Origin of the sequence: Shewanella livingstonensis, from assembly GCF_003855395.1 — a bacterium.
In the GTDB taxonomy this organism is placed as follows: Bacteria; Pseudomonadota; Gammaproteobacteria; order Enterobacterales; family Shewanellaceae; genus Shewanella; species Shewanella livingstonensis.
Map to the genome: position 1 here is coordinate 227,165 of NZ_CP034015.1, position 26,429 is coordinate 253,593.

The 26,429-nt window shown below is 41.3% G+C and carries 26 protein-coding genes; 5 read left to right on the forward strand and 21 right to left on the reverse strand.

Going from position 1 to position 26,429, the window contains the following annotated elements:
- Positions 1-3: 3 nt before the first annotated feature.
- From atpD to EGC82_RS01080, 15 genes are all read right to left on the reverse strand, one after another.
- On the reverse strand, positions 4-1,395 hold the full coding sequence (atpD, locus tag EGC82_RS01010) for a F0F1 ATP synthase subunit beta (protein WP_124729119.1): 1,392 nt from the start codon (positions 1,393-1,395) through the stop codon (positions 4-6).
- A 35-nt stretch (positions 1,396-1,430) separates the two neighbouring features.
- On the reverse strand, positions 1,431-2,291 hold the full coding sequence (atpG, locus tag EGC82_RS01015) for a F0F1 ATP synthase subunit gamma (RefSeq protein ID WP_124729120.1): 861 nt from the start codon (positions 2,289-2,291) through the stop codon (positions 1,431-1,433).
- Between the two features lie 53 nt (positions 2,292-2,344).
- Positions 2,345-3,886: a F0F1 ATP synthase subunit alpha gene (gene atpA, locus EGC82_RS01020; RefSeq protein ID WP_124729121.1), complete on the reverse strand. Its 1,542-nt coding sequence runs from the start codon at positions 3,884-3,886 to the stop codon at positions 2,345-2,347.
- 14 nt (positions 3,887-3,900) lie between these two features.
- Positions 3,901-4,434, reverse strand: coding sequence for a F0F1 ATP synthase subunit delta (atpH, locus tag EGC82_RS01025; protein WP_011639453.1), 534 nt, complete (start codon positions 4,432-4,434; stop codon positions 3,901-3,903).
- Between the two features lie 16 nt (positions 4,435-4,450).
- The gene (atpF, locus tag EGC82_RS01030) at positions 4,451-4,921 is read right to left on the reverse strand and encodes a F0F1 ATP synthase subunit B (protein WP_101087350.1); all 471 of its coding nucleotides are present in this window, start codon (positions 4,919-4,921) and stop codon (positions 4,451-4,453) included.
- Positions 4,922-4,958: 37 nt separating this feature from the next.
- Positions 4,959-5,210: a F0F1 ATP synthase subunit C gene (gene atpE / locus EGC82_RS01035; RefSeq protein ID WP_011639455.1), complete on the reverse strand. Its 252-nt coding sequence runs from the start codon at positions 5,208-5,210 to the stop codon at positions 4,959-4,961.
- Positions 5,211-5,274: 64 nt separating this feature from the next.
- The gene (atpB, locus tag EGC82_RS01040; protein ID WP_124729122.1) at positions 5,275-6,069 is read right to left on the reverse strand and encodes a F0F1 ATP synthase subunit A; all 795 of its coding nucleotides are present in this window, start codon (positions 6,067-6,069) and stop codon (positions 5,275-5,277) included.
- A gap of 12 nt (positions 6,070-6,081) precedes the next feature.
- On the reverse strand, positions 6,082-6,465 hold the full coding sequence (locus EGC82_RS01045) for an ATP synthase subunit I (protein WP_124732527.1): 384 nt from the start codon (positions 6,463-6,465) through the stop codon (positions 6,082-6,084).
- Between the two features lie 225 nt (positions 6,466-6,690).
- Positions 6,691-7,578: a ParB/RepB/Spo0J family partition protein gene (locus EGC82_RS01050; RefSeq protein ID WP_124729123.1), complete on the reverse strand. Its 888-nt coding sequence runs from the start codon at positions 7,576-7,578 to the stop codon at positions 6,691-6,693.
- Between the two features lie 9 nt (positions 7,579-7,587).
- A complete protein-coding gene (locus EGC82_RS01055; protein WP_124729124.1) occupies positions 7,588-8,376 on the reverse strand; it encodes a ParA family protein in 789 nt (262 codons plus the stop codon).
- 62 nt (positions 8,377-8,438) lie between these two features.
- Positions 8,439-9,059, reverse strand: a complete 621-nt coding sequence (rsmG, locus tag EGC82_RS01060; RefSeq protein ID WP_124729125.1) for a 16S rRNA (guanine(527)-N(7))-methyltransferase RsmG — start codon at positions 9,057-9,059, stop codon at positions 8,439-8,441.
- A gap of 112 nt (positions 9,060-9,171) precedes the next feature.
- Complete coding sequence (mnmG, locus tag EGC82_RS01065; RefSeq protein WP_124729126.1) at positions 9,172-11,061, reverse strand: tRNA uridine-5-carboxymethylaminomethyl(34) synthesis enzyme MnmG; 1,890 nt, start codon at positions 11,059-11,061, stop codon at positions 9,172-9,174.
- Positions 11,062-11,532: 471 nt separating this feature from the next.
- Entirely contained in the window at positions 11,533-11,973 is a 441-nt protein-coding gene (gene mioC, locus EGC82_RS01070; protein WP_124729127.1) for an FMN-binding protein MioC, read from the reverse strand.
- Positions 11,974-12,256: 283 nt separating this feature from the next.
- Positions 12,257-13,102, reverse strand: coding sequence for an S-formylglutathione hydrolase (fghA, locus tag EGC82_RS01075; protein WP_124729128.1), 846 nt, complete (start codon positions 13,100-13,102; stop codon positions 12,257-12,259).
- Between the two features lie 70 nt (positions 13,103-13,172).
- Positions 13,173-14,303 (reverse strand): S-(hydroxymethyl)glutathione dehydrogenase/class III alcohol dehydrogenase, encoded by a 1,131-nt coding sequence (locus tag EGC82_RS01080; protein ID WP_124729129.1) that lies wholly within the window; start codon positions 14,301-14,303, stop codon positions 13,173-13,175.
- 141 nt (positions 14,304-14,444) lie between these two features.
- Between EGC82_RS01080 and EGC82_RS01085 the strand changes: the two genes are divergently transcribed.
- Positions 14,445-15,311: a LysR substrate-binding domain-containing protein gene (locus tag EGC82_RS01085; protein ID WP_124729130.1), complete on the forward strand. Its 867-nt coding sequence runs from the start codon at positions 14,445-14,447 to the stop codon at positions 15,309-15,311.
- 25 nt (positions 15,312-15,336) lie between these two features.
- Here EGC82_RS01085 and EGC82_RS01090 read toward each other — a convergent pair whose 3' ends face one another.
- From EGC82_RS01090 to rpmH, 6 genes are all read right to left on the reverse strand, one after another.
- Complete coding sequence (locus EGC82_RS01090) at positions 15,337-15,957, reverse strand: 3'-5' exonuclease (protein ID WP_124729131.1); 621 nt, start codon at positions 15,955-15,957, stop codon at positions 15,337-15,339.
- Positions 15,958-15,979: 22 nt separating this feature from the next.
- On the reverse strand, positions 15,980-17,341 hold the full coding sequence (gene mnmE / locus EGC82_RS01095; protein WP_124729132.1) for a tRNA uridine-5-carboxymethylaminomethyl(34) synthesis GTPase MnmE: 1,362 nt from the start codon (positions 17,339-17,341) through the stop codon (positions 15,980-15,982).
- An 80-nt stretch (positions 17,342-17,421) separates the two neighbouring features.
- A complete protein-coding gene (yidC, locus tag EGC82_RS01100) occupies positions 17,422-19,050 on the reverse strand; it encodes a membrane protein insertase YidC (RefSeq protein WP_124729133.1) in 1,629 nt (542 codons plus the stop codon).
- A 3-nt stretch (positions 19,051-19,053) separates the two neighbouring features.
- The gene (yidD, locus tag EGC82_RS01105) at positions 19,054-19,308 is read right to left on the reverse strand and encodes a membrane protein insertion efficiency factor YidD (RefSeq protein WP_124729134.1); all 255 of its coding nucleotides are present in this window, start codon (positions 19,306-19,308) and stop codon (positions 19,054-19,056) included.
- A complete protein-coding gene (rnpA, locus tag EGC82_RS01110) occupies positions 19,275-19,631 on the reverse strand; it encodes a ribonuclease P protein component (protein WP_011639470.1) in 357 nt (118 codons plus the stop codon). Before rnpA ends, yidD begins: the two co-directional genes overlap by 34 nt.
- Before the next feature lie 12 nt (positions 19,632-19,643).
- Positions 19,644-19,781, reverse strand: a complete 138-nt coding sequence (gene rpmH / locus EGC82_RS01115; protein ID WP_124729135.1) for a 50S ribosomal protein L34 — start codon at positions 19,779-19,781, stop codon at positions 19,644-19,646.
- A 445-nt stretch (positions 19,782-20,226) separates the two neighbouring features.
- Between rpmH and dnaA the strand changes: the two genes are divergently transcribed.
- The 4 genes from dnaA to gyrB all read left to right on the forward strand — a co-directional run bounded on the left by dnaA (position 20,227) and on the right by gyrB (position 26,340).
- Entirely contained in the window at positions 20,227-21,612 is a 1,386-nt protein-coding gene (gene dnaA / locus EGC82_RS01120; protein WP_124729136.1) for a chromosomal replication initiator protein DnaA, read from the forward strand.
- A gap of 19 nt (positions 21,613-21,631) precedes the next feature.
- Entirely contained in the window at positions 21,632-22,732 is a 1,101-nt protein-coding gene (gene dnaN / locus EGC82_RS01125; protein ID WP_124729137.1) for a DNA polymerase III subunit beta, read from the forward strand.
- Between the two features lie 92 nt (positions 22,733-22,824).
- Positions 22,825-23,907 (forward strand): DNA replication/repair protein RecF, encoded by a 1,083-nt coding sequence (recF, locus tag EGC82_RS01130; protein ID WP_124729138.1) that lies wholly within the window; start codon positions 22,825-22,827, stop codon positions 23,905-23,907.
- A gap of 15 nt (positions 23,908-23,922) precedes the next feature.
- Entirely contained in the window at positions 23,923-26,340 is a 2,418-nt protein-coding gene (gene gyrB / locus EGC82_RS01135) for a DNA topoisomerase (ATP-hydrolyzing) subunit B (RefSeq protein WP_124729139.1), read from the forward strand.
- Positions 26,341-26,429 lie beyond the last annotated feature (89 nt).

The window sequence follows — 26,429 nt, forward strand, 5'->3', positions numbered from 1 at the left end:
TAGTTATTTCTTTTTGTTAGCTTTCTCGACAGCTTCATCGATTGAGCCAACCATGTAGAACGCTTGCTCTGGGATATGATCGAACTCACCATCCAAGATACCCTTAAAGCCACGAATGGTGTCTTTAAGAGAAACGTACTTACCAGGAGAACCAGTAAAGACTTCTGCTACGAAGAAAGGCTGAGATAAGAAACGCTCAATCTTACGAGCTCGGTATACCATGGTTTTGTCATCATCTGACAACTCATCCATGCCCAAGATAGCAATAATGTCTTTCAGCTCTTTATAACGCTGTAATACAGTTTGTACACCGTTTGCAACATCATAATGCTCTTGGCCAACTACCTGTGGATCTAACTGACGTGAAGTCGAATCCAATGGGTCAACCGCTGGGTAGATACCCAAAGAAGCAATTTGACGAGACAATACAACAGTCGCATCTAAGTGAGCGAAGGTTGTGGCTGGTGACGGATCAGTTAAGTCATCCGCAGGTACATATACTGCTTGTACAGAAGTAATAGAACCAGACTTAGTTGAAGTGATACGTTCTTGAAGAACACCCATCTCTTCAGCTAGTGTTGGCTGATAACCTACTGCTGACGGCATACGACCTAATAGTGCAGATACTTCAGTACCGGCTAGAGTGTAACGATAAATGTTGTCCACGAACAACAATACGTCACGACCTTCGTCACGGAACTTTTCAGCGATACTCAGGCCAGTTAACGCTACGCGTAAACGGTTTCCTGGAGGCTCGTTCATCTGACCATAAACCATGGCTACTTTGTCTAATACGCCTGAATCTTCCATCTCGTAGTAGAAGTCGTTACCCTCACGGGTACGCTCACCAACACCAGCGAAAACAGAAAGACCAGAGTGAGCTTTAGCGATGTTGTTAATCAGTTCCATCATGTTAACTGTTTTACCAACACCAGCACCACCGAACAGACCGACTTTACCACCTTTAGCGAAAGGACAAACAAGGTCGATAACCTTGATACCCGTCTCTAAAAGCTCAGTTGAATTTGACTGCTCTTCGTATGAAGGAGCTGCACGGTGAATAACATAACGTTCTTCTTCACCGATAGGACCCGCTTCATCGATAGGCTCGCCCAATACGTTCATAATACGGCCAAGGGTTGCAACCCCAACCGGAACAGTAATTGGTGAACCTGAGTTTGCTACCTCTAGACCACGACGCAGACCATCAGAAGAACCCATAGCGATGGTACGAACAACACCACCACCTAGCTGCTGCTGAACTTCCAGCACCAAACCATTACATGGGCCTTCACCTGTGATCTTCAGAGCGTCATATACTCGAGGTACAGAATCTTGTGGAAACTCTACGTCCACAACCGCGCCAATTACTTGGACAACAGTACCTGTGCTCATGATTAATCCTCTAAACTTGATTTCGTTACCTAAACCTAAACCGCTGCAGCGCCTGACACAATTTCCGACAGTTCTTGCGTAATCGCACCCTGACGAGCTTTGTTATAGACGAGTTGCAAATCATCGATCATTTCGCCAGCGTTATCTGTTGCCGCCTTCATTGCTACCATACGGGCAGCCTGTTCAGAGGCAATATTCTCAACAACACCTTGATATACTTGAGACTCTACATAACGAGTTAACAATACATCCAAAACTTCTTTTGGATCTGGCTCGTAAATATAATCCCAAGGATAACTAGCTACTTCTTCATCTGATTTAGGTAAAGGTAGCAGCTGTTCGATCACAGGAGTCTGGGTCATTGTATTAACAAACTTGTTAAATACAATGTACAGACGATCCAGTTTACCTTCGTTGTAAGCTTTTAACATGACACGTACTGTGCCAATCAAATCAACAAGTTTGGGCGCATCGCCTAAACCTGATGCATGGGCAGATATTTCACCGCCAAAGCTTTTAAAAAACTGAACAGAACGGGCACCAATTGGGCAAAACTCAATATCTGCGCCTTGTTCTTTCCACTTTTTAACGTCTGACACAACCTTTTTAAATAGATTGACGTTCAAACCACCACAAAGGCCACGGTCGGTTGCTACAACAATGTAACCAACCCGCTTGGCATCTCTCACCTCTAAATAGGGGTGTTTATACTCGAGAGTACCTTGCGCTACGTGACCGATCACCTTACGCATATTTTCTGCATATGGTCGGCTAGCTGCCATGCGTTCCTGCGCTTTGCGCATTTTGCTGGCGGCTACCATTTCCATAGCGGAAGTGATCTTCTGAGTATTTTTAACACTCGCGATCTTGGTTTTAATCTCTTTAGCGCTAGCCATCTCTACTCTCCAATCTGGGACCTGAGGTGCCTAATGACACCCCGTGTTCATTATTACCAGGTTTGGGTTTCAATGAACTTGTCCATGCCTGCCTTTAACTCACCTTCGATATCAGCGTTATAATCGCCAGTAGCATTGATGGTGTTCATTAGGTCAGCATGTTGACTGTTCATGTATGAAAGCAGAGAGGCTTCGAAGCGACCGATTTCATTTAAAGCAACACCTTTAAGGTAGCCTTTTTCAGCTGCGAAAATAGACACAGACTGGGCAGCAACGCTCATAGGAGCATATTGCTTTTGCTTCATTAATTCGGTTACACGCTCACCATGCTCAAGTTGAGCACGTGTTGCATCATCTAAATCAGACGCAAACTGTGAGAACGCAGCAAGCTCTCGATACTGTGCAAGTGCTGTACGAATACCGCCTGACAGTTTCTTGATGATTTTAGTCTGCGCGGCACCACCAACACGAGAAACAGAAATACCTGGGTTAACGGCTGGACGAAGTCCTGAGTTAAACAAGTCTGTTTCAAGGAAGATCTGACCATCGGTAATCGAAATTACGTTGGTCGGTACGAACGCTGACACATCACCAGCTTGGGTTTCAATAATAGGTAAAGCGGTTAACGAACCAGTTTGACCTGTTACTGCACCTTTAGTGAACTTTTCTACATAATTCACGTTTACGCGTGAAGCACGCTCTAATAAACGAGAGTGTAGATAAAAAACGTCACCTGGGTAAGCTTCACGTCCTGGTGGACGCTTCAATAGTAACGAAATTTGACGATAAGCAACTGCTTGCTTAGACAAATCATCATATACTATTAAAGAATCTTCACCGCGGTCACGGAAGTATTCACCCATAGAACAACCAGAATATGGCGCTAAATATTGCAGTGCGGCAGCTTCTGAAGCTGATGCAACTACAACGATAGTGTTAGCTAATGCACCATGTTCTTCAAGCTTGCGTACTACGTTAGCAATGGTCGAAGCTTTCTGACCGATGGCTACATAGACACACTTAATGCCTGAATCTTTCTGGTTGATAATTGCATCGATTGCCATCGCTGTTTTACCAGTCTGACGGTCACCAATAATCAATTCACGTTGACCACGACCAATAGGGATCATGGCATCAACGGCTTTATAACCAGTTTGGATTGGTTGTGATACTGACTTACGTTCAATAACACCAGGGGCAATCACTTCAACAGGAGAGAAACCATCGTTGTCGATAGGTCCTTTTCCGTCAATAGGCTCACCTAGAGTGTTAACAACGCGGCCAAGTAGACCACGACCCACCGGTACTTCAAGAATACGACCAGTGGTTCTAACTTTATCGCCTTCTGCTAAATTAGCATAAGGCCCCATTACTACGGCGCCGACAGAATCACGTTCTAAATTCAACGCGATTGCAAAACAGCCACCAGGCAGTTCGATCATTTCACCTTGCATTACATCGGCTAGGCCGTTAATGCGAATGATGCCGTCACTTACTGCAACGATTGTACCTTCGTTGCGAGCTTCACTAACGACGTCGAACTGCTGGATCCGCTGTTTAATCAGATCGCTGATTTCAGTGGAATTCAGTTGCATGCTCAAACTCCCAATTACGACTGCAGCTTTTCAGACAAACGCGATAACTTACCGCTTACCGAGCCATCAATGACTAGGTCGCCTGATTTAATAATTACACCGCCAATAAGCGATGCGTCGATGCTGCAATTCAGCTTAACTTTGCGTGCGAGACGTTTCTCTAAAGAAACACTAATTTGCTGCTGTTGCTCAGAGCTTAGCTCAGTAGCAGAAACCACATCGGCCTCAACTTCTTTTGCCCACTCATTACGGTATTCAGCAAAAAGTAGCGATACTGTTGACAGTATCCCTAAACGACCGTTTTCAGCCATTACCTTTATCAGGTTTTGACCTTGCTCATTGACTTGCTCACCGCATACTTTTATAAACAGTGTGGCAAGCTGTGTACTCGCGAGAGTACCATTAAGCAGTGGCTTTATTGATTCGTTTTCACTTACCAATGAAGCAAAAGTTAACATTTCTGTCCAACTTTCTACTGCTTTATGCTCAACAGCAAAATCAAAAGCTGCCTTTGCGTAAGGGCGAGCGATGGTGCTTAATTCAGCCATAACTCAACTCCCTTAATCAAATTTCAGCAACAAGTTTATTAACTATGTCACTGTGGGCTTCTGGATCTATCACGCGTTCAAGAATTTTCTCTGCACCAGCGATTGCTAGTAGAGCAACTTGCTTACGCAAATCATCTTTTACGCGATTACGTTCGTTTTCAATTTCTGCTTGACCCTGGGCGATAATTTTAGCTCGCTCAGTTTGTGCTTCAACTTTAGCTTCTTCAACGATTTGAGCCTTACGCTTATTAGCTTGCTCAATAATTTCGTTGGCAGTTACTTTTGCTTCTTTTAGTTGCTCAGTAGCTTTAATTTGTGCTAACTCTAGATCTTTTGCTGCACGGCCGGCATCAGCCAGACCATCAGCAATTTTCTTCTGGCGTTCTTCGATGGCATTCATCAACGGAGGCCATACAAACTTCATGCAAAACCACACGAAGAGAATAAAGGCAACCGTCTGACCGAATAGGGTAGCGTTGAAATTCACAACAGCCTCCTAGTTAGATTAAAGACAGAAGCATTAGTTAAAGCATTGCACCCAATGGGTTAGTAAATAGCATAAATAGCGCAATACCTACACCAATCATAGTTACGGCATCTAAAAGACCCGCTACGATGAACATTTTAACTTGTAACATAGGCGCCATTTCTGGCTGACGAGCTGCACCTTCTAAAAACTTTCCACCTAAAAGGCCGAAACCAATAGCTGTTCCTAATGCACCCATACCAATGAGTAGAGCAACAGCAATTGCCGTCATTCCTAATACAGTTTCCATATCTATCTCCAATATTCTAAATCGTTGTTATTAATGATTTAGGTCAAAAAATTTTCGGTTACCCTTAATGATCTTCATGCGCCATGCTTAAATAAACAATGGTCAACATCATGAAAATAAATGCTTGTAAAGTAATAACTAAAATATGGAAAATTAACCAACCTAGTTGTAATCCTACACCTAGAGCAGATAACGCCATGTTAGAACCGTACATCAATGCAATAAGGATAAATATCAACTCACCAGCGTACAAGTTACCAAATAGTCGTAGAGCCAATGAAATCGGCTTCGCAACTAGAGTCACTGTTTCTAATAATAAGTTGACGGGTATCATTGCCCAATGGTTAAAAGGCTGAAAAGTTAGTTCTTTAACAAAACCTGAAACACCTTTGACTTTAATGCTGTAATAAATAATCAGCACAAACACACCAAGAGCTAAGCTGAAGGTAATGTTAACGTCTGTAGTCGGAACAACTTTTAGGTATGGAACACCAGCTAATAAAGCCAGTGAAGGTAACCAATCGACTGGGATCATATCCATGAAGTTCATCATGAAAATCCAGACGAAAATTGTCAGAGCTAAAGGCGCAATAACAGGATTGCGGCCGTGAAAAGTTTCTTTCACACTGCTATCAACGAACTCAACAATGATCTCGACAAAACATTGAAATTTGCCAGGAACGCCTGTAGTCGCTTTTTTGCCGGCACGGTAAAACAGCCATAAGAACAACATCCCAAGCCCAACCGAAAAGAGCAACGAATCAATGTTCCAAGTCCAAAATCCTTCACCAACGGTTAAATTAGTAAGGTGATGTTGGATATAGCTCTGCTGTGTCATTTCTTCACCAGTTGCAGACATGATTCATCCCACTTAACTTTGCTTGAAATATAAAGGTGCTATCCAATGTACAACTAGCGCTAATGAGTAACAGGTAAAAAGTGGCATAAATCCAACTTTTAAATTGATAAACACTAACGAAAATAATGCAATGGTTAATAGCATCTTTACCGCTTCCCCCCAGTAAAAGCTTTTAATCACTTTTGCTGCAGAGCTTGCCCCACTATGTGAGAAAGCTAGGGTTGCGAATACAAAATTAGGAAGTACAGCAATTACGCCACCTGCAAGTGCAGATAAGCCATACTGTGCTCCCCACATAACGAAAAATAGTGTTGAAATAATACTCGCGACTGCCGCTTGTACCAGCACTAATTTATAGGCTGCTAACCTGCCACGACGCGCTAAAACATTACCCAACTTCATATCTCCGCATTATTGCCTTTCGCGGTCCTAATGTTAAATTTAATATATTAAACTAGCCTTAAGATTCAAAAAGCCTGCAAAGTATACCTTTTCGCGCTTTGTTTGCAACTTTGATGATAGTAAAACAACGATTTTGCGCACTATCGAGCGCTAAATTACTAAAAACTAAAATTAGAGCTACGTCACAAACTTACTAATGAAATTGGTTTAATCCACATTTCAACGAATTTTACTTAAAATCCCGTCTAATTCAGCAAGATTCTGGTAATTTATTACAATTTTGCCTTTACCTTTACTTCCATGATTGATAGCAACTTTAGCACCTAGTCTTTCAATTAACTCTTGTTCTAAGCGGCTAACATCATGATCTTTAGCTGGTGTTTCGGCGTCTTTAGCCGGATTCAAGGCTTTATTAACTAATCGTTCAGTTTCTCGAACAGTCATTTCTTTCGAGGCTACTAATCGAGCTAAATTTGTCTGTTCATCACCCTCTAATGCTAATAAAGCACGAGCATGCCCCATGTCGATGTCACCGTTTTCTAACAAACGTTTAACAGGTTCGTTAAGGCTATTTAAACGCAATAAATTAGACACGCTAGCACGGGATTTACCTACAGCATCAGCGACTTGTTGATGAGTTAATTCAAACTCTTCAAGTAATCGCTGTAATGCGATGGCTTCTTCCATTGCATTTAAATCTTCACGTTGAATGTTCTCAATAAGAGCAATCGCAACAGCGGCATCATCGGCAACTTGCTTAACAATACACGGTACTTTATCAAGTTTAGCGAGTTGAGCCGCACGCCAGCGGCGTTCGCCGGCGATAATTTCATAGTTAGTATCAGAAATTTTACGAATAACAATCGGTTGTATTACACCTTGAGCTCGAATAGATTCAGCCAGCTCTTCTAATGCTTCGGGCGACATATCTTTACGGGGTTGATATTTACCTGGTTGTAATAAATCAAGATCAAGGTGCAGTAAATCACTTACCGTAGCAGATAGTTGTTGTTTTTCTTCTGCTTGTTCGCTTTTACGACTAGCGGCATTACTGTGGCTTAATAAGGCATCCAAGCCTTTACCTAAACCGCGTTTTTTTAAAGTCATTTCGCTATCCTACGCTTGTTTGGGTTGAGTTTGCTGTTCTGCACGACGGATTATTTCACCCGCTAGGGCTAAATAAGCTTTGGCCCCAGCACTGGATTTGTCGTAATACATGGCAGGCGCACCAAAACTAGGGGCCTCAGCTAATCGAACATTCCGGGGTATAACAGTACGATACACTTTTTCTCCAAAATGCTGCTTAAGCTGATCAGAAACATCATTAGATAAACGATTGCGCGGATCATACATTGTACGCAAAATGCCTTCGATGCTTAGCGTTGGATTTACCATTGCACCAAGCTTAGTAATCGTTTCAATCAATGCTGTTAAGCCTTCTAGGGCATAATATTCACATTGCATTGGCACGAGCACAGAATCAGCAGCAGACATAGCGTTCACGGTGAGCATATTAAGCGATGGCGGACAATCAATAAAAATATAATCGTAGTCATCTCTGATCGGCGCTAATGCGTTACGTAAGCGGATCTCACGAGCATAAAATTCCATCAGTTTAATTTCAGCAGCGGTCACATCACCATTACCTGCGATCAAATCATATTTACCAATGGTATTTCTAATGACAATATCAGCAAAAGGTTTTTCTTCTACCAATAATTCATAAGCGGTATTGTCGACTTCATATTTATCGACGCCACTGCCCATCGTAGCATTACCTTGAGGATCTAAATCGATCAACAACACTTTACGCTTTGTGGCGGCAAGTGATGCGGCTAAATTAACGCAAGTTGTTGTTTTTCCAACGCCACCTTTTTGGTTGGCTACGGCAATGATTTTACCCACAATGTCATCCTGTCTTAATATTATTGATGTCCGGTTAGCTTAATTAGCGAAAGAAATGCGATTTATTGCTTAGCAATTTTTAATAAATGTCGCTGTTCATCTAACATAGGGACATGCAATACAATGGTTTCTACCAACGAAAATCCCGCTGGTATATCTTGTAATTCTTGCTGATTTATCTGGCCTTTTAACGCATAAAAAGTGCCTTTTTCAGTCGGTAAATGATGACACCAACTGAGCATATCTTGAATCGATGCAAATGCTCTACTTAATACCCCATTAAATTTGCTTTCTGGGTTATAAGCTTCAACACGACTTTCTACTGAAGTAATATTGTTAATTTTTAATTCAAATTGAACCTGTTTTTGAAAACGGATCCGTTTTCCTAAACTATCAAGCAATACAAACTGTTTATCTGGGTTCATAATGGCTAATGGGATCCCTGGTAAACCGGGGCCAGTTCCCACATCAATAAATCGCTGTCCTTCAAGATAAGGAGAAACGGTCAAACTGTCCATAACATGACGGATTAACATTTGCTCAGGATCGCGAACAGCGGTTAGGTTATAAGCCTTATTCCATTTATCAAGCATTTCAACAAAACCTATTAATTGTTTTTGTTGTAATTCAGTGGCCGACATATCCATTTCAGCTAAATAGGTTTTAAGTTGGGCAGATAACACAGAAAGCCTCGTAGGTTGCATGATAAACACGGCAGTTATTATGAAGCCGTAAAAGCACTAAGGGAAGCCTTATGGCTTCCCTTGTGTTATTGAGTTGAAAAAATAACTAGATTTATGCTATTTTTCGTAATAATCCACGTTTTTTCAAATGTACTAGCAAAATTGAAATTGCTGCTGGGGTAATTCCTGAGATCCTTGATGCTTGTCCAACGGTATCAGGTTTATGGTTATTCAGTTTTGCAATCACTTCATTTGATAAACCTGGAACTTCTTGATAGTCCAGATCAAGTGGCAACAATGAGCTTTCATGACGAATAGCTTTATCAATTTCTTCTTGTTGACGCTGAATATAACCAGAATATTTAACTTGAATTTGTACTTGTTCAGCGGCCTGTTGATCGTTAAGTCCTGGCCCAAAACCATCTAATGACATTAGCTTTGCATAATCCATTTCTGGTCGACGTAATAAATCTTCAAACGATGCTTCACGTGAAATAGGTGTATTAAGTTGTGGATTTAGTACACCTAATAGCGGTGAATTGGGGTGAACCCACTGACTTCGTAAACGCTGTAGTTCTAATTCGATCGATTCTCTTTTGGCAATAAATAATTCCCAGCGATTGTCATCAACCAATCCAAGCTCACGGCCTTTTTCTGTTAAACGTAAATCAGCATTATCTTCACGCAATAGCAAACGATATTCAGCACGACTGGTGAACATACGGTACGGTTCTTTAGTGCCTAAAGTGGATAAATCATCCACCAGTACACCAAGATATGCTTGATCACGACGTGGACACCAACTTTCTTTACCCTGAACCTGTAGAGATGCATTCATCCCTGCAAGTAAACCTTGTGCCCCAGCTTCTTCGTAACCTGTGGTGCCGTTAATTTGACCTGCGAAATAAAGTCCCGCAATCGCCTTGGTTTCTAATGAGTTTTTAAGATCGCGAGGATCAAAATAGTCATATTCGATAGCATAACCTGGGCGCATAATTTCTGCATTTTCCATGCCTTTAATTGATCTAACTAAATTCAGTTGCACATCAAATGGCAAACTGGTTGAGATACCATTAGGGTAAATCTCATTAGTGCTTAACCCTTCAGGCTCAATAAAGATCTGGTGTGACGATTTATCTGCAAAACGGTGAATTTTGTCTTCAATAGATGGACAATAACGTGGTCCTATCCCTTCTATAACCCCTGAATACATCGGGCTTCTATCGAGTCCTCCACGGATAATATCGTGGGTTTTTTCATTGGTGTGGGTAATGAAACATGAAACTTGTCTTGGATGTTGATTTACGTTACCCGTAAATGACATAACCGGTAATGGCGTATCACCTTTTTGTTCGGTCATTTGTGAAAAATCAATGCTATTAGCATCTATACGTGGTGGTGTGCCTGTTTTTAGACGGCCAACACGTATATTTAATTCACGTAATCGATTAGCTAACGCTATGGCTGGAGGATCACCGGCTCTGCCACCGCTGTAATTCTGCATACCAATATGAATCTTACCGCTTAAAAATGTGCCTGTTGTTAGCACAATAGCTGGAGCTTCAAAAGCTAATCCCATTTGAGTCACTACGCCAATAACTTTATCATTTTCAACAACTAGGTCATCAACTGCCTGTTGGAATATACGTAAATTAACTTGGTTTTGTAAAATATTCTGGATTTTCTGACGATACAAAGCTCTGTCTGCCTGAGCACGTGTTGCACGTACCGCTGGGCCTTTGCTTGAATTTAACGTTCTAAATTGAATGCCTGCAAAGTCAGTGGCGGTTGCCATTGCACCACCTAATGCATCAATTTCTTTTACCAAATGGCCCTTACCAATTCCACCAATAGCTGGATTACAAGACATTTGGCCAAGTGTGTCGATGTTATGAGTTAGCAATAGGGTTTTTGATCCCATTCTTGCTGCTGCAAGTGCTGCTTCAGTTCCGGCATGACCACCACCTACAACAATTACATCAAACCGTTCATGAAAATGCATTATCTGACCTTTGATAGCTATAAAAGTTAAATTCAATTTTAATCTGTTTTCGAGTGGATCATTTTAGCACTTGCTTGTCTTAACGTGAACGATCATTTTTCACTTATTGATCAAGATGAGGTTTGCTTAATAGATCTTAAGATCTTTATATAGATCTTTTTATTATATTTATTATTAGGATCGGACTTTTCTGTTGATAACTTTTATTTATGATTAAAATCAGGTGTTAAGGTAAAAACTAACCTGTGATCTGATCGCGATCAAACTCAAGATAACATGGGGATAGATCGGGTACTTATCCACAAGGGTGATCATTGAGCAGATCGGAGTGTGAATAGTACAGAGTTATGATCGCTAAAAATAATAGCTTATCCACAAACTTATACTAAGAAAGAGTATATTGTGGATAAGTATGATCTAATCTGTGGGCTGATCATGATTTATTCAAACTATGATCGAATTTATTAATATTTATATAAGATCCTGCCATTGTAATAACCATGCTAGAGCGGGTTCTTCAGGGATCGGATCTTGTTGTACATCGATTTGGATCTTATCCACAATAGCGTTAGATCCATTTTGTAAAAGTATGGCGATGATTTTTTCCGGTCCTTGGCAAAAAGTATCGTAACTTGAGTCGCCAATTGCACATAATGCGAACTTAATATGCTTAAGATCGGTCGTTCTGATCATTAATTGCTTATAAAAAGGTACTATGTTGTCGGGTAGATCGCCTGCTCCATGAGTCGAACAGACTATTATCCACAGTGAAAAATCGGCTAATTCATCAATATTAGGCTCTATAAATACCTCTGTTTGATGATTTAACTCAGCAAGCTGCGCTGCCATTTCATCAGCAACATACTCTGAACCGCCTAATGTTGTGCCTACTAATAGTGCTATTTTTGCCATTTTGACTCCAAATTATCTGTGTATTTCATTATTACATACCTGTTTTGATCGCTGTGGGGCGATGCATTCGGCTATTTTACTCGTTCAACTGCGATTAATGTTGGCTTATTTGTGTTTATAAAGGGGGATAACTGTGTAAATAAGTGTGCTTTAGGCGTTTTTAAGTCCTTTTATTTAGGCTTTGTTTATTGGTTAACATGAGTTTTTAATGTTTTTAGCATAAAAAAACGAGCCTTATAAGGCTCGTTGATATGGGGTTAATACTGCAGTATTACTTGGATAACTAGCTTAATGACAAATATTTTGCATGAAAACGCAGATGGTCCTCAATAAATGACGCGATAAAATAATAGCTGTGGTCATAGCCAGACTGCATTCTTAACTCAAGCGGATAACCTTTTTCTTTAGCTACTTGCATTAATGTTTGTGGTTTTAGTTGCTCGTCTAAAAAGTTGTCATTGCTACCTTGGTCCACCAGCATGGGCACAAATTGTTGGCTTTTAGCCATCAACTCGCAGCTGTCATATTGTAGCCATTGTTGCTGATCATCACCTAAGTAGCCTCGAAATGCCTTGATGCCCCAAGGGCTATCGATTGGATGACAAATAGGGCTAAATGCAGATACACTTTTAAATTGCTGTGGATTTTTTAATCCGATGGTTAACGCGCCATGACCACCCATTGAATGACCACTGATGCTGCGTTGCGCTGTTACCGGAAAATGCGCCTCAATCAACTTAGGTAACTCATTAACCACGTAATCATACATTTGATAATGCTGATCAAATGGCGGTTTAGTGGCATTAAGATAAAAGCCGGCACCTAAACCAAAATCATAAGCACCGTCTTTATCGTCGGCCACACCTTCACCGCGCGGGCTGGTATCGGGCGCGACTATCGCCATACCAAGTTCAGCGGCTATACGAAGTGCACCCGCTTTTTGCATAAAGTTTTCATCAGTACAGGTGAGTCCTGATAACCAATATAACACTGGTACTTTTTGACTTTCCGCTTGTGGCGGTAAGTAAACAGCAAAGCGCATAGTGCAATTAAGTGTGCTTGATTGATGACTATATTGTTTATGCCAACCACCAAATACTTTGGTACTGCTGATACTTTCAATGGTCATGATGTATCCTTATTGGTCATTAGCCATTAAGTGATTTACACCTAACGGCCAACAGCATGTAAATTAACCGTTACTTGACAAAGTGAATAACACTGCGAATACTTTCGCCTTTATGCATTAATTCAAATGCTTCATTTATACCTTCAAGCCCCATTGTGTGGGTAATAAACTGGTCAAGTTTAAACTCACCCGCTAAATATTGTTCAACAATACCTGGTAACTCACTACGTCCTTTTACTCCACCAAATGCACTGCCACGCCATACACGACCAGTGACTAGTTGGAATGGGCGGGTTGATATTTCTTGGCCAGCGCCAGCTACGCCAATAATGACCGACTCGCCCCAACCTTTGTGACAACATTCTAATGCGCTGCGCATTACATTGACGTTACCGATACATTCAAATGAGAAATCGACGCCGCCGTCGGTCATTTCAACAATCACATCTTGGATTGGTTTATCAAAGTCTTTAGGATTAATGCAGTCTGTTGCGCCTAATTTTTTAGCTAACTCAAATTTGGATTCATTAAGATCGACACCAATAATACGGCTAGCACCTGCCATAGTGGCACCAATAATAGCCGATAGACCAATACCGCCTAATCCAAAAATAGCCACCGTATCGCCTTTTTGTACTTTAGCGGTTTTGAGTACTGCGCCAATACCTGTAGTGACACCACAACCCAATAAACACACTTCTTCAAGCGGTGCAGTTGGGTTTACTTTGGCTAGTGAAATTTCTGGTAATACGGTGTATTCAGAAAAGGTTGAGCAACCCATATAATGGAAAATAGGCTCGCCATCTTTAAAGAAACGGGTGGTACCGTCAGGCATTAAGCCTTTACCTTGAGTGGCACGAACGGCACTACACAGGTTGGTTTTACCAGAAGTACAGAATTTACATACTCCGCATTCTGCTGTGTATAGCGGAATAACATGGTCGCCTACTTTTACGCTAGTAACCCCTTCACCTATCATGTGAACTATGCCGCCACCTTCATGGCCTAAAATGGCGGGAAATACCCCTTCAGGATCATCACCTGACAGTGTGAAAGCATCAGTATGACAAACGCCAGATGCCACAATACGCACCATGACTTCGCCCGCTTTTGGGTACATTACGTCAACTTCTTCTACCGACAATGGCTGACCAGGTCCCCAAGCAATAGCGGCTTTTGACTTAATAAATTGTGCAGACATAAATGATTTCCTTAATGTTAACGACCATGGTCAACATGGCTAAGAGGTATTGCTACAGTGTAGTGTATTTAGCCATTGTATTTGTTTATCATAGAATGATAATTAGCTTGTTTTGTAAATGACTTTTACGAGAATGTAATAATGATGCAGTGGGAAGGGATTTTTGAATTTGTTGCGGTAGCAGAAACCGACAGTTTTACTGCTGCAGGTAAGCGTTTGAGCATTTCGACGGCGCAAGTGAGTCGACAAATTAGCCAGCTTGAAAATCGCTTAAACACTAAATTATTCTATCGCACTACCCGTAAAGTATCATTAACCGAAGAGGGCTCGGTTTATTATCAACATTGTCGCCAAGTGTTAAACAGTCTTGACGAAGCTGAACGGGCTATTTCAAGTTTAAAAGATAAGCCACAAGGGCTGATTAGAATTACCGCTCCTGTGACTTACGGCGAAAAGTTTATCATGCCGATTGTGATTGATTTTATGCAGCAATATCAAGATATTGAAGTTGTTTGCGAGCTGACTAATCAACAACTTGATTTAGTCGATGGCGGTTATGATCTAGCTATTAGGCTAGGGCGGTTAACTAATTCGTCAATGATGGCCAAACGCTTAACAAATCGCAGCCAATATGTGTGCGCTGCGCCGAGTTATATTGCTCAATACGGTACACCTTATGCGTTATCTGAACTGGCTCAACATAATTGCTTAATAGGCAGTCTGCCTCATTGGCATTTTGTAGAACAAGGTAAACCTAAGACAGTAAAAGTGCATGGATCTTTGGCATGCAGTAGCGGTTTGAGTTTATTGAACGCAGCCATTTGTGGTTTGGGGATAGTGCAGTTACCGGGATATTACGTCAATGATGCCATTGTTGAAGGGACATTAGTGGTATTGCTTGCTCCCTTTCAACAACCTAAAGAAGGTATTTGGGCTTTGTATCCGCATAATCGTCATTTATCACCTAAAGTCAGATTATTGGTCGATAAGTTGTCGCAAGAGTTGTAAAAATGGTGTCTAAATCCACTATTAACTAGCTCATAGTACGTATAAAACGCGCTATTTGAGCTTTGGGTAGGCTAGATATTTTATTAATAATATCAATGGTTATAGGGTGTTTTGGCATTTGTTGTTGCAGTATTTCTAGTTGATGTAACCAAAGGTGGCTGGTCATGGTAGCGTCAGCTAAGGCACGGTGAAAAACACCATCGTTAGGCAATTGATGATAATCGACTAAAGTGCCTAGCTTATGATTGGGTGCGTCCTGACTTATGCGGCGGGATAGCAATAAAGAGCAAACAAACTGACCACTGTAATGCAGTTTGCTATGACTAAATTCAGCATCAAGAAACTTCTTATCAAAACTGGCATTGTGTGCCACTAAATTAAAGCCATCAATAAACTGAGCAAACTGCCCCATGACTTGTTTAGAGGTTGATGCATGCTTAAGCATATTGTTGCTGATACCGGTGTATTGTTCAATAAAGCTATTGACTCGTTGACCAGGATTAATCAATTCTTGGAAGGTATCGACTATTTGGCCATTGACCAGTTTTACCGCGCCAATTTCAATGGCTCGGTCACCATTATCGGGTGATAGTCCTGTGGTTTCAAAATCGAGTACCACAATATGATTAGCGAATATGGGGATCATAGAGAGTTTATTTTCCAATAACCTATTTACCAATACAGAATGAGCCAAAAATCTTGCCGAGCAAATCATCGGAGGTAAATTTACCAGTGATTTCAGACAACGCCATTTGGCACATGCGCAGTTCTTCTGCCAGCAATTCACCGGCTAAATACACTTCAAGCTGTTCTTTGCCTAGCTGTAAGTGGCTGGCTGCTAAATCTAGGGCTTCTAAGTGGCGACGACGGGCAATAAAGCCACCTTCTAAATTACTTTGGTAACCCATTAACGATTTGAGGTGTTGTTTCAATTCTTCAATACCTAGCCCAGTTTTAGCCGATATGCGGTAAACACTGTAGCCTTGCTCTTCGGTATTATCTAAGGTTTCACCGGTTAAATCGGCTTTATTACGGATAACCGTGACGCCGAGGTTAGTTGGTAGGCGATCAATAAAATCTGGCCAAATTTCGCGAGGATCTATGGCGTTAGTTGTGGTGCCATCGACCATAAATAACACTCTATCGGCACTGGCTATTTCGGCCCATGCGCGTTCAATACCAATTTGTTCGACCGTGTCATTGGTGTCTCGTAATCCTGCTGTATCTATGATGTGCAGTGGCATACCGTCTAAGTGGATGTGTTCACGTAGTACGTCGCGCGTAGTGCCAGCAATTTCAGTCACAATAGCCGACTCTTTACCTGCTAATGCATTTAGTAAGCTGGATTTACCGGCATTTGGTCGACCGGCAATGACCACTTTCATACCTTCACGGATAATAGAACCTTGTTTGGCGCTAGCTTGTACTGTGTCTAATTTATCGATGATGTTATATAACGCGTTAGCAATTTTACCATCGGATAAAAAGTCGACTTCTTCATCGGGAAAATCGATAGCAGCTTCGACATATAGACGAAGGTTAGTTACTTGGTCGACAAGCTCATGAACTTCTTTTGAGAACTCACCTTGTAGTGACAATAATGCACTTTTAGCGGCTTGCTCACTGGTGGCATCGATTAAGTCAGCAATCGCTTCTGCCTGAGTTAAGTCGAGCTTGTCATTCATAAAAGCTTGTTCGCTAAATTCACCTGGTCTGGCAATCCGTATACCGCCGATTTCCATAACACGCTTAATTAGCATATCAAGAACGATTTGACCGCCATGACCTTGTAACTCAAGCACATCTTCGCCAGTAAATGAATTAGGTCCTTTAAAAAATAGCGCAATACCTTGGTCAATAACCCGGCCGTCGGCATTATTAAAGTCACAATATTCAGCGTAACGCGTTTTGGGTACATGGCCAATAATAGCGGTTGCCACATTAGTGGCTAAGTCGCCAGATACACGAATGATACCTACGCCACCTCGTCCAGGTGCGGTGGCTTGTGCCACAATAGTGTCTGTTGTCACGGTAGTACCTATAAATTTATAAAGGAAAAGGCGGCTAATCAGCCGCCTTTTTAATCAGTTATACAAGATTGAGCTTAGGCTTATTTTATGCCATTTTTCTCAAGGCCGGCATAAATAATCTTCTGCTGGGTGATGGCAACTAAGTTACCTACTAACCAGTAAAGTACTAGACCTGCTGGGAACCATAAGAAGAATACGGTAAAGATAACTGGCATCCACTGCATCATTTTCACTTGCATTGGATCCATTGTTGGCGCTACCGGTTGCATTTTCTGCATTAAAAACATCGATAAACCCATTAACAATGGTAATACGTAGTAAGGGTCTTGTACCGATAAGTCATTAATCCACAACATAAATGGTGCATGACGTAATTCATAGCTTTCAAGTAACACCCAGTAAAGCGCAATGAAAATAGGCATCTGTAACAGAATAGGTAAGCAACCTCCCATAGGGTTTACTTTTTCTTTCTTATACAGCTCCATCATTGCTTGACCCATCTTTTGACGGTCATCACCAAAACGCTCTTTCATCTCAGTCAATTTAGGCTGAAGATTACGCATTTTGGCCATAGAGGTATATTGCTTCTTCGTCAGAGGATATAGACCACCACGCACTGTGAGAGTAATCAAAATAATTGCTACACCCCAGTTACCGACAAATGATTGATAGAACATCAATAACCAATGGATTGGGATGGCTAACCACCATAAGAAACCGTAATCAACTACCAAGTTTAAGGTTTCAGAAATGGCTGAAAGCGCTTTTTGATTTTTAGGGCCTACATAAAACTGTGAGCTAATATCTTGGGTTGCACCCGGTGCTATATCATATACCGCGCCACGGAAACCAATATTAGCGAGTCCACCCGCACTCAGACTTGAGAAAATAGTGTTTGAATCCGTTGCTGGTGGAACCCAAGCAGACACAAAGTAGTGTTGTAGCATTGCTGCCCAACCTCCCAATGTGACTTTATTCAAGTTTTTATCAGCCATATCGTCAAAGTTATATTTCTCATAACGAGTATCTTGTGATGAGAATGCGGCACCACGATAAGTAGGCATCATCATGCTACTTTCAGATTCTTTAATCGATTGCTTTATTTGGCCATACATTTGCACTTGTAAAGGCGCAGCAGAAGTATTGTTGATGCTGTAATCAACTTTGATGTCGTATTGACCCCGAGTAAAGGTAAAGTTTTTTACGTAGGTGACACCGTTGTCTGCTGTGTAAGTTAATGGCACTGCTAGTGTGTCTTTACCATCAGCTAACGAATATGAATCAGCTTGAACACTATAAGTTGCGCGACCATTAGCACTACTATCGATACCATCTCGACCAATGAGTCCACTTTGAGCTATATAAGTAAAATCGTTGTTTTGCTCTAAAATGACGAATGGGTCATTACTGTCTATTTCGCGTTTATGTTCCACTAATGCGGCATAAACAATGTCACCACCAATCGGATTGATTTTAATATCAAGCTGATCAGTTTTAACGCTAATAAGATTTTTAGTTGCAGGTAATTCTACTGGTACCCCAGTGATATCCGCTTCTGGAACGTCAGCACTGTGTTGTGGTGAAGCGTTAGTTTGGCTAACAGTTTGAGCTGCTGCCGGTTGTGGTGCTTTATCCGTTTGCCATTGTTGCCACATTAAAAAGCTGACAAACAGCAGACCGATTAGCAATATATTGCGTTGAGATTCCATAGCCTATTTATTACACCTGTCATTTTTAGGGGGGACGGGATCACTACCGCCGGGATGTAAAGGGTGACATTTTAATATGCGTTTCATTGCAAACCAACTACCTTTCATCGTTCCATGTGTTTTTATTGCTTCTATAGCATAATAAGAACAAGTTGGATTGAACCGACAACGCGGTCCCAATAAAGGGCTGATAAGAATTTGGTAACCACGGATTACCGTAGTTGCTAGCCATTGTAACGGCGACTGAGTTTGCGCCATAGCTTTTCTATTAATTTGTGTAGTTCTGCATTTTCCATTTCCATCACGCCATTTCTGACTAATACAACGATATCTATATCTGGGATGTCGTGTTGATGTAAACGAAAACTATCTCTTATCACACGTTTAATACGATTACGTTGGTTTGCACGTTTAACAAAACGTTTGGCCACAGTTAATCCTAAACGAGGATGTTGCTCTGAATTTGGAATTGCGAGCAGAGTTATTTCAGCAGAGGATGCTTTGATTGGATTGGAGAATACAGATTTAAATTGCGCGGGAGTTAACAAACGTAACTCCCGCGAAAAAGTATAGCTAGTCACCTAGTTATCTACTTACGCAGATAAACGAGAGCGACCCTTCGCACGACGACGTGCAAGCACCTTACGGCCACCTACAGTAGCCATGCGAGCGCGGAAGCCGTGAGAACGCTTGCGCTTCAGGTTGCTAGGTTGAAAAGTACGTTTACTCATGATGGCAATCCGTCTTTGTTAGTGAATTTTCCTTATCTCCAACATTAGAGGTAAGGGTAAAAAAGAGGCCGAATTGTAATCACTTTAAGTACTGTCGTCAATAACGAAAGTGCTTATATGATAAATTTCTGCCAATCTTTATTTAACGCTACTGAGTAATAAGCACCATAAGTTGTGGATAAGTCTGTGTACAGACACTACATCTTGTGGATCTTTCGCTGTTTCAGTAGATCAAACAATCTCTATTATAGATCAATGTGGATCGGTTAATAAAGCTGGATTTGCTTGGAATTTACAATTATCAGATCGATTTTGATCTTTGATGATCATCTACATATACACAGAATGATCCCGCTGGGGATAATTATTCTATTAAGGATAGCGATCATTGTGATCTCACTATAGAATACTCCTCCTTTGATCAAAGATATTTGGGGATAAATAAGTGGCGGTTTCACTTTGGCAACAATGTATCGGCAGACTGCAAGACGAGTTATCAGCGCAGCAGTTCAGTATGTGGATCCGTCCGTTACAGGCTGAAATGGATGGTGATACATTGGTTTTGTATGCGCCAAATCGTTTTGTGCTGGATTGGGTACGCGATAAATACATCAATATCATTAATCAATTTTTTACTGAACAAATGGGCAGTAATGCACCTAAGTTACGTTTTGATATTGGTAGCCGTCCTTCTGCACGTCCAGTTGCGCCTGCTCCAGTAGCGGCTAGGCCTGTACATCGCCAAACCAAAGCCCAAGTGGGAACGACGTCTTTTAATACCCAGGCTGAACCGATTATTAATCCTAATCATCGCAGTAATATTAACCCTACGTATCAGTTTGATAACTTTGTTGAAGGTAAATCGAACCAATTAGGTAAAGCTGCGGCGTTGCAAGTATCTGAAAATCCAGGTGGTGCCTATAATCCATTATTTTTATATGGCGGCACTGGTTTAGGCAAAACTCACCTTTTACACGCAGTAGGTAATGGCATTATTAAAAATAATCCCAATGCTAAAGTGGTGTATATGCATTCTGAGCGTTTTGTTCAAGACATGGTTAAAGCATTACAAAATAATGCGATCGAAGAATTTAAGCGTTATTACCGCAGTGTAGATGCGTTATTTATTGATGATATTCAATTCTTTGCCAATAAAGATCGCTCACAAGAAGAGTTTTTCCATACCTTTAATGCGTTGCTAGAAGGTAATCATCAAATTATTTTAACCTCAGACCGTTATCCTAAAGAGATCGACGGAGTAGAGGATCGCTTAAAATCACGCTTTGGTTGGGGCCTAACGGTTGCTATTGAGCCGCCTGAGTTAGAAACCCGCGTAGCGATTTTAATGCGAAAAGCACAAGAAAGCGGTATTAACCTACCCGACGAAGTGGCATTTTTTATTGCTAAACGCTTACGTTCAAACGTACGCGAATTAGAAGGCGCGTTAAACCGCGTAATTGCTAATGCCAACTTTACCGGTCGGCCAATCACCATCGACTTTGTGCGTGAAGCATTAAGAGATCTCTTGGCACTGCAAGAAAAGTTAGTCACCATAGATAATATTCAGAAGACAGTTGCTGAATATTACAAAATTAAAATGGCAGATATGCTATCTAAACGCCGTTCTCGCAGTGTAGCAAGACCTAGACAAGTGGCGATGGCGTTATCTAAAGAACTTACCAACCAAAGTTTACCGGAAATTGGTGATGCTTTTGGTGGTCGTGACCATACGACAGTATTGCATGCTTGCCGTAAAATAGCTCAACTGCGCGAAGAGAGTCATGACATTAAAGAAGATTATGCTAACTTGATTAGAACTTTGTCTTCTTAATTCAGGGAATGTAGACACGATGAAATTTTCAATTGATAGGGACGCCCTATTAAAACCGTTGCAGCTAGTGTGCGGCGCGGTAGAGCGCAGACACAATTTACCTATATTAGCCAACTTGTTAATCGAGGTTAGTGAGTCTTCACTTAAGCTAACGGGCACTGATTTAGAAGTTGAGTTAGTGGGCCAAGTGGCAATTCATGGTGATATCGATATCGGTCGTACGACCGTTCCAGCCAAAAAGCTGCTGGATATTGTTAAGTCATTACCAGAGCAAAGTGAATTAAAAGTAGAACAGCAAGATAATAAATGGTTATTGCGTTCTGGTCGCAGCCGTTTTTCATTAGCAACATTACCTGCTGAAGATTATCCCAACGTTGAAGAATTCCAAGCGGATATCGAATTTAGCTTAAAGCAGGGCGTGTTGAAGTCGATTATCGATTCAACCCAGTTCTCAATGGCTAACCAAGATGTGCGTTATTACCTTAACGGTTTGTTATTTGAAACCGAAGGTAATGTACTACGTGCAATTGCCACCGACGGACACCGTTTAGCGTTAAGTCATCGTACGTTAGATATCTCATTACCTGAAAAACAAGTTATTGTGCCTCGTAAAGGGGTGGTTGAAATGGCGCGCTTGCTCGACAGTGACGATCAGGACATCACTATTGCCATTGGTGACAATGCCATTCGGGCGGTTACTACCTCCGCGGTGTTTACCAGCAAGCTGGTTGATGGTCGCTTCCCTGATTATCGTAGAGTGTTACCTAAGGGTGGCACTAAAGTAGTTATTGCCAGCCGAAATCAGTTAAAACAAGCATTAACTCGTGCGTCTATTTTGTCTAATGAAAAATTCCGTGGTGTGCGTATTCAGCTCGAACCTGGTTTATTGAAAATTACTGCCAATAACCCCGAGCAAGAAGAAGCTGAAGAAATTATTGATGTTGATTATGACTCTGACACTTTAGAAATTGGTTTTAATGTTAGTTATCTACTTGATGTATTAAATAACTTAGCCAGTGATGAAGTGCGAATTACCTTAATTGATGGTAATTCAAGTGCGTTAATTGAAAACCACAAAGAAGAAGATTCTATGTATGTGGTTATGCCAATGCGTTTATAACGGGTTATGGTCTGATAGTTTAATAAGGTGCTGTAAGGCACCTTATTTGTCTGTGTAGGATTATTCATTTCGGTGGTCACAAATAGGTCTTCATGAGTTTATCGCGTATTACCATAGGTTCATTTCGTAATATTACCTCTGCGTCATTTCAGCCTTGTGATGGCTTAAATTTGATTTACGGTCAAAATGGTAGTGGCAAAACCAGTATTCTTGAAGCTATATACTTTTTGGGAATGGGCCGCTCGTTTCGCAGTCATTTATCGCAACGAGTCATCAACCATGATGACGATAAACTGACTTTATTTGCTCACTTAACGAATGCAGACAGAGATTGTAAAATTGGCTTACGTCGCCATCGAAGTGGTGAGATTGAAGTTAAGATCGACGGTGAAAAAGTAAAGCGCTTATCAACCCTGGCCGAAACATTACCCATTCAAGTTATTACTCCAGAAAGTTTTTCTTTACTGTTTGAGGGACCTAAAGCACGTCGTCAATTTATCGATTGGGGTGCTTTTCATTCTGACCCGCACTTTTATCAAGCTTGGGTGAATACCCGTAAGGTATTAAAACAACGGAATCAGTTGCTTAGAAATCAATCCTCCTATAGTCAAATACAGTTTTGGGATAAAGAGTTGGTGCGGTATGCTGAACAAGTTACCGAGATACGAAATCAATATGTAGACTCGTTAAATGTGCTACTAAAGGGTATAATCGGAGTGTTTTTACCTCAGATTGATATTAAGGTTTCTTTTACCCGAGGATGGGACAGTAAAACGGATTTTGCACAATTACTTGAAAACCAATACTCAAGAGATTTAGCTGCTGGTAATACGGGTAGTGGTCCCCATAAAGCAGATTTACGTTTGCGTGTGGGCACTTTACCAGCACAGGATGCATTGTCCCGTGGACAATTAAAATTATTAGTCTGTGCACTGCGTATTGCACAGGGAAAGTTGCTCAAACAACAGCTAGATAAAAATAGTATTTATCTAGTTGACGATTTACCGTCAGAGTTGGATGCACAGCATAGGCAGCTATTGCTTCAGCAGTTAACCGAAACCGGTGCACAAATTTTTGTCACCGCGATCGATCCGCTAGCAATAGTCGATTCGTTATCTAGCCCTCCGAAAAGGATGTTTCATGTGGAACACGGGCTGGTAACGGTTATTGAATAACAACGAGAGATAAATATGTCAGAGAATAGTTACGATTCTTCGAGTATCAAGGTATTAAAAGGCCTTGATGCAGTCCGTAAGAGACCTGGTATGTACATTGGTGATACTGATGATGGCACAGGTCTTCATCACATGGTATTCGAAGTGGTTGATAACTCTATCGATGAAGCTTTAGCCGGCCATTGTAGTGAAATCACCATTACCATTCATTCCGATGGTTCTGTCTCAGTAAAAGACGATGGTCGTGGTATTCCTGTTTCGATACATGAAGAAGAGGGTATCTCTGCTGCTGAAGTCATCATGACGATACTTCATGCTGGTGGTAAGTTCGATGATAACTCTTATAAAGTCTCTGGTGGTCTTCACGGTGTCGGTGTATCGGTAGTTAATGCGTTATCGAAAAAACTGCAGTTAACCATTCGTCGTGCGGGTAAAATCTATGAGCAGTTTTATACTCATGGTATACCTGATGCACCTATTAAAGAAATTGGTGATTCAGTTAAAACCGGTACAGAACTTCGTTTTTGGCCAAGCTCAGATACGTTTACTGACGTTGAATTCCACTTTGAAATTTTAGCCAAACGCGTACGTGAACTATCATTCTTGAACTCCGGTGTGGCTATTCGTTTAGTTGACGAAATCGAAAATAAAGACGAATTCTTTAAGTACGAAGGTGGTATTAGTGCCTTTGTTGATTACTTAAACCGAAATAAAACGCCAATTAACAAAGACGTATTTCATTTTTCTCAAGAGAGAGATGACGGTATTACTGTCGAAGTAGCAATGCAGTGGAATGATGGCTATCAAGAAAACATTTACTGTTTTACCAATAATATTCCACAACGCGATGGTGGTACCCACTTAGCGGGTTTCCGTGGTGCGTTAACACGTAACTTGAATAACTACATGGAACGTGAAGGCTATAACAAAAAAGGTAAAACTAATGCCACTGGTGATGATGCTCGTGAGGGTTTAACCGCGGTTATTTCGGTAAAAGTACCCGATCCTAAGTTCAGCTCGCAAACTAAAGACAAGCTAGTCTCTAGTGAAGTGAAAAGTGCTGTTGAACAGACAATGGGTGAGCAGTTAAACGATTACCTATTAGAAAACCCTGCAGATGCTAAATTAATTGTGGGTAAAATCGTTGATGCATCACGCGCTCGTGAAGCTGCTCGAAAAGCCCGTGAAATGACCCGTCGTAAAGGCGCGTTAGATCTAGGTGGTTTGCCAGGAAAACTTGCTGATTGCCAAGAAAAAGATCCTGGTCTTTCTGAAATATACATAGTGGAAGGAGACTCTGCTGGCGGATCAGCCAAGCAGGGGCGTAACCGTAAAAACCAAGCGATTTTGCCGCTTAAAGGCAAAATCCTAAACGTCGAAAAAGCCCGTTTTGATAAGATGTTATCTTCACAAGAAGTGGCAACGCTAATTACCGCATTAGGTTGTGGTATTGGCCGCGATGAATACAATCCAGATAAGACTCGTTATCATAACATCATCATCATGACCGATGCTGACGTCGACGGCTCACACATTCGTACCTTGCTGCTGACTTTCTTCTTCCGTCAAATGCCAGAGCTCATTCAACGTGGTTATATTTATATTGCTCAACCACCACTTTTTAAAGTGAAAAAAGGTAAGCAAGAACAGTATTTGAAAGATGAGCCGGCATTAACCGAATATTTAACTACTCAAGCACTTGATGGCACCAATATTTATCCAAGTAAAGGTGCTTTTGGTATGTCTGGTGAACCATTAGAGCGTTTAGTGGCGCAGTACCGTGAAGTTGAACGCATTATTAAGCGTTTAGAAAAACGCTTCCCAGCCAACTTACTTGATCGTATGTTGTATCACCCTGAAGTCAGCGCTGAAGTGTTAAGTGATGAAGTGCAAATGACCACATGGTGTAATAACTTTATTGCAGATTTAGTTGAGCGTGAGAGCAGCGGTATTATCTTTACCGCAAATGTGATGCTTGATCCAGAGCGCAAGGTTTATACTCCTAGCGTGACTATCCGTAAGCACGGCATTGATACTAACTATCTATTTGGTTATGACTTCTTTACCTCATCAGATTATCAGCGTATAGCCAAACTAGGTGCTGCGTTAGAAGGTATGATTGAAGAAGGCGGTTATGTACAACGTGGTGAGCGTGTTAAAGAAGTTGAAAGTTTCTTAGAAGCGCTAGATTGGACCATCAGTGAAGCTAAACGCGGCCTGTATATCCAACGTTATAAAGGATTGGGTGAAATGAACCCTGAGCAATTGTGGGAAACCACAATGGATCCGGAATCTCGTCGTATGCTACGTGTTACCATCGAAGATGCAGTTGCTGCCGATCAGCTATTTACTTGTTTAATGGGCGACCAAGTTGAGCCGCGTCGTGAGTTTATTGAAACTAACGCGCTTAATGTTGCAAACTTAGACGTGTAACCCACATTATAGTGTGTAAATGGGTGCCTTTTGGCACCCATTTTTGTTTTCACTGCTATGCTTATTACTCGTATTTAATTCATTTTTAA

What these genes read in the sequence shown, in the direction of transcription:
- mnmG (WP_124729126.1), bottom strand. Translation starts at nt 11,061, where the DNA reads ATGCATTTTCATGAACGGTTTGATGTAATTGTTGTAGGTGGTGGTCAT.
- yidC (WP_124729133.1), bottom strand. Translation starts at nt 19,050, where the DNA reads ATGGAATCTCAACGCAATATATTGCTAATCGGTCTGCTGTTTGTCAGC.
- EGC82_RS01085 (WP_124729130.1), top strand. Translation starts at nt 14,445, where the DNA reads ATGATGCAGTGGGAAGGGATTTTTGAATTTGTTGCGGTAGCAGAAACC.
- atpA (WP_124729121.1), bottom strand. Translation starts at nt 3,886, where the DNA reads ATGCAACTGAATTCCACTGAAATCAGCGATCTGATTAAACAGCGGATC.
- atpH (WP_011639453.1), bottom strand. Translation starts at nt 4,434, where the DNA reads ATGGCTGAATTAAGCACCATCGCTCGCCCTTACGCAAAGGCAGCTTTT.
- rpmH (WP_124729135.1), bottom strand. Translation starts at nt 19,781, where the DNA reads ATGAGTAAACGTACTTTTCAACCTAGCAACCTGAAGCGCAAGCGTTCT.
- recF (WP_124729138.1), top strand. Translation starts at nt 22,825, where the DNA reads ATGAGTTTATCGCGTATTACCATAGGTTCATTTCGTAATATTACCTCT.
- mioC (WP_124729127.1), bottom strand. Translation starts at nt 11,973, where the DNA reads ATGGCAAAAATAGCACTATTAGTAGGCACAACATTAGGCGGTTCAGAG.
- EGC82_RS01090 (WP_124729131.1), bottom strand. Translation starts at nt 15,957, where the DNA reads ATGATCCCCATATTCGCTAATCATATTGTGGTACTCGATTTTGAAACC.
- fghA (WP_124729128.1), bottom strand. Translation starts at nt 13,102, where the DNA reads ATGACCATTGAAAGTATCAGCAGTACCAAAGTATTTGGTGGTTGGCAT.
- yidD (WP_124729134.1), bottom strand. Translation starts at nt 19,308, where the DNA reads ATGGCGCAAACTCAGTCGCCGTTACAATGGCTAGCAACTACGGTAATC.
- EGC82_RS01080 (WP_124729129.1), bottom strand. Translation starts at nt 14,303, where the DNA reads ATGTCTGCACAATTTATTAAGTCAAAAGCCGCTATTGCTTGGGGACCT.
- atpE (WP_011639455.1), bottom strand. Translation starts at nt 5,210, where the DNA reads ATGGAAACTGTATTAGGAATGACGGCAATTGCTGTTGCTCTACTCATT.
- EGC82_RS01050 (WP_124729123.1), bottom strand. Translation starts at nt 7,578, where the DNA reads ATGACTTTAAAAAAACGCGGTTTAGGTAAAGGCTTGGATGCCTTATTA.
- atpG (WP_124729120.1), bottom strand. Translation starts at nt 2,291, where the DNA reads ATGGCTAGCGCTAAAGAGATTAAAACCAAGATCGCGAGTGTTAAAAAT.
- gyrB (WP_124729139.1), top strand. Translation starts at nt 23,923, where the DNA reads ATGTCAGAGAATAGTTACGATTCTTCGAGTATCAAGGTATTAAAAGGC.
- dnaN (WP_124729137.1), top strand. Translation starts at nt 21,632, where the DNA reads ATGAAATTTTCAATTGATAGGGACGCCCTATTAAAACCGTTGCAGCTA.
- atpB (WP_124729122.1), bottom strand. Translation starts at nt 6,069, where the DNA reads ATGTCTGCAACTGGTGAAGAAATGACACAGCAGAGCTATATCCAACAT.
- atpD (WP_124729119.1), bottom strand. Translation starts at nt 1,395, where the DNA reads ATGAGCACAGGTACTGTTGTCCAAGTAATTGGCGCGGTTGTGGACGTA.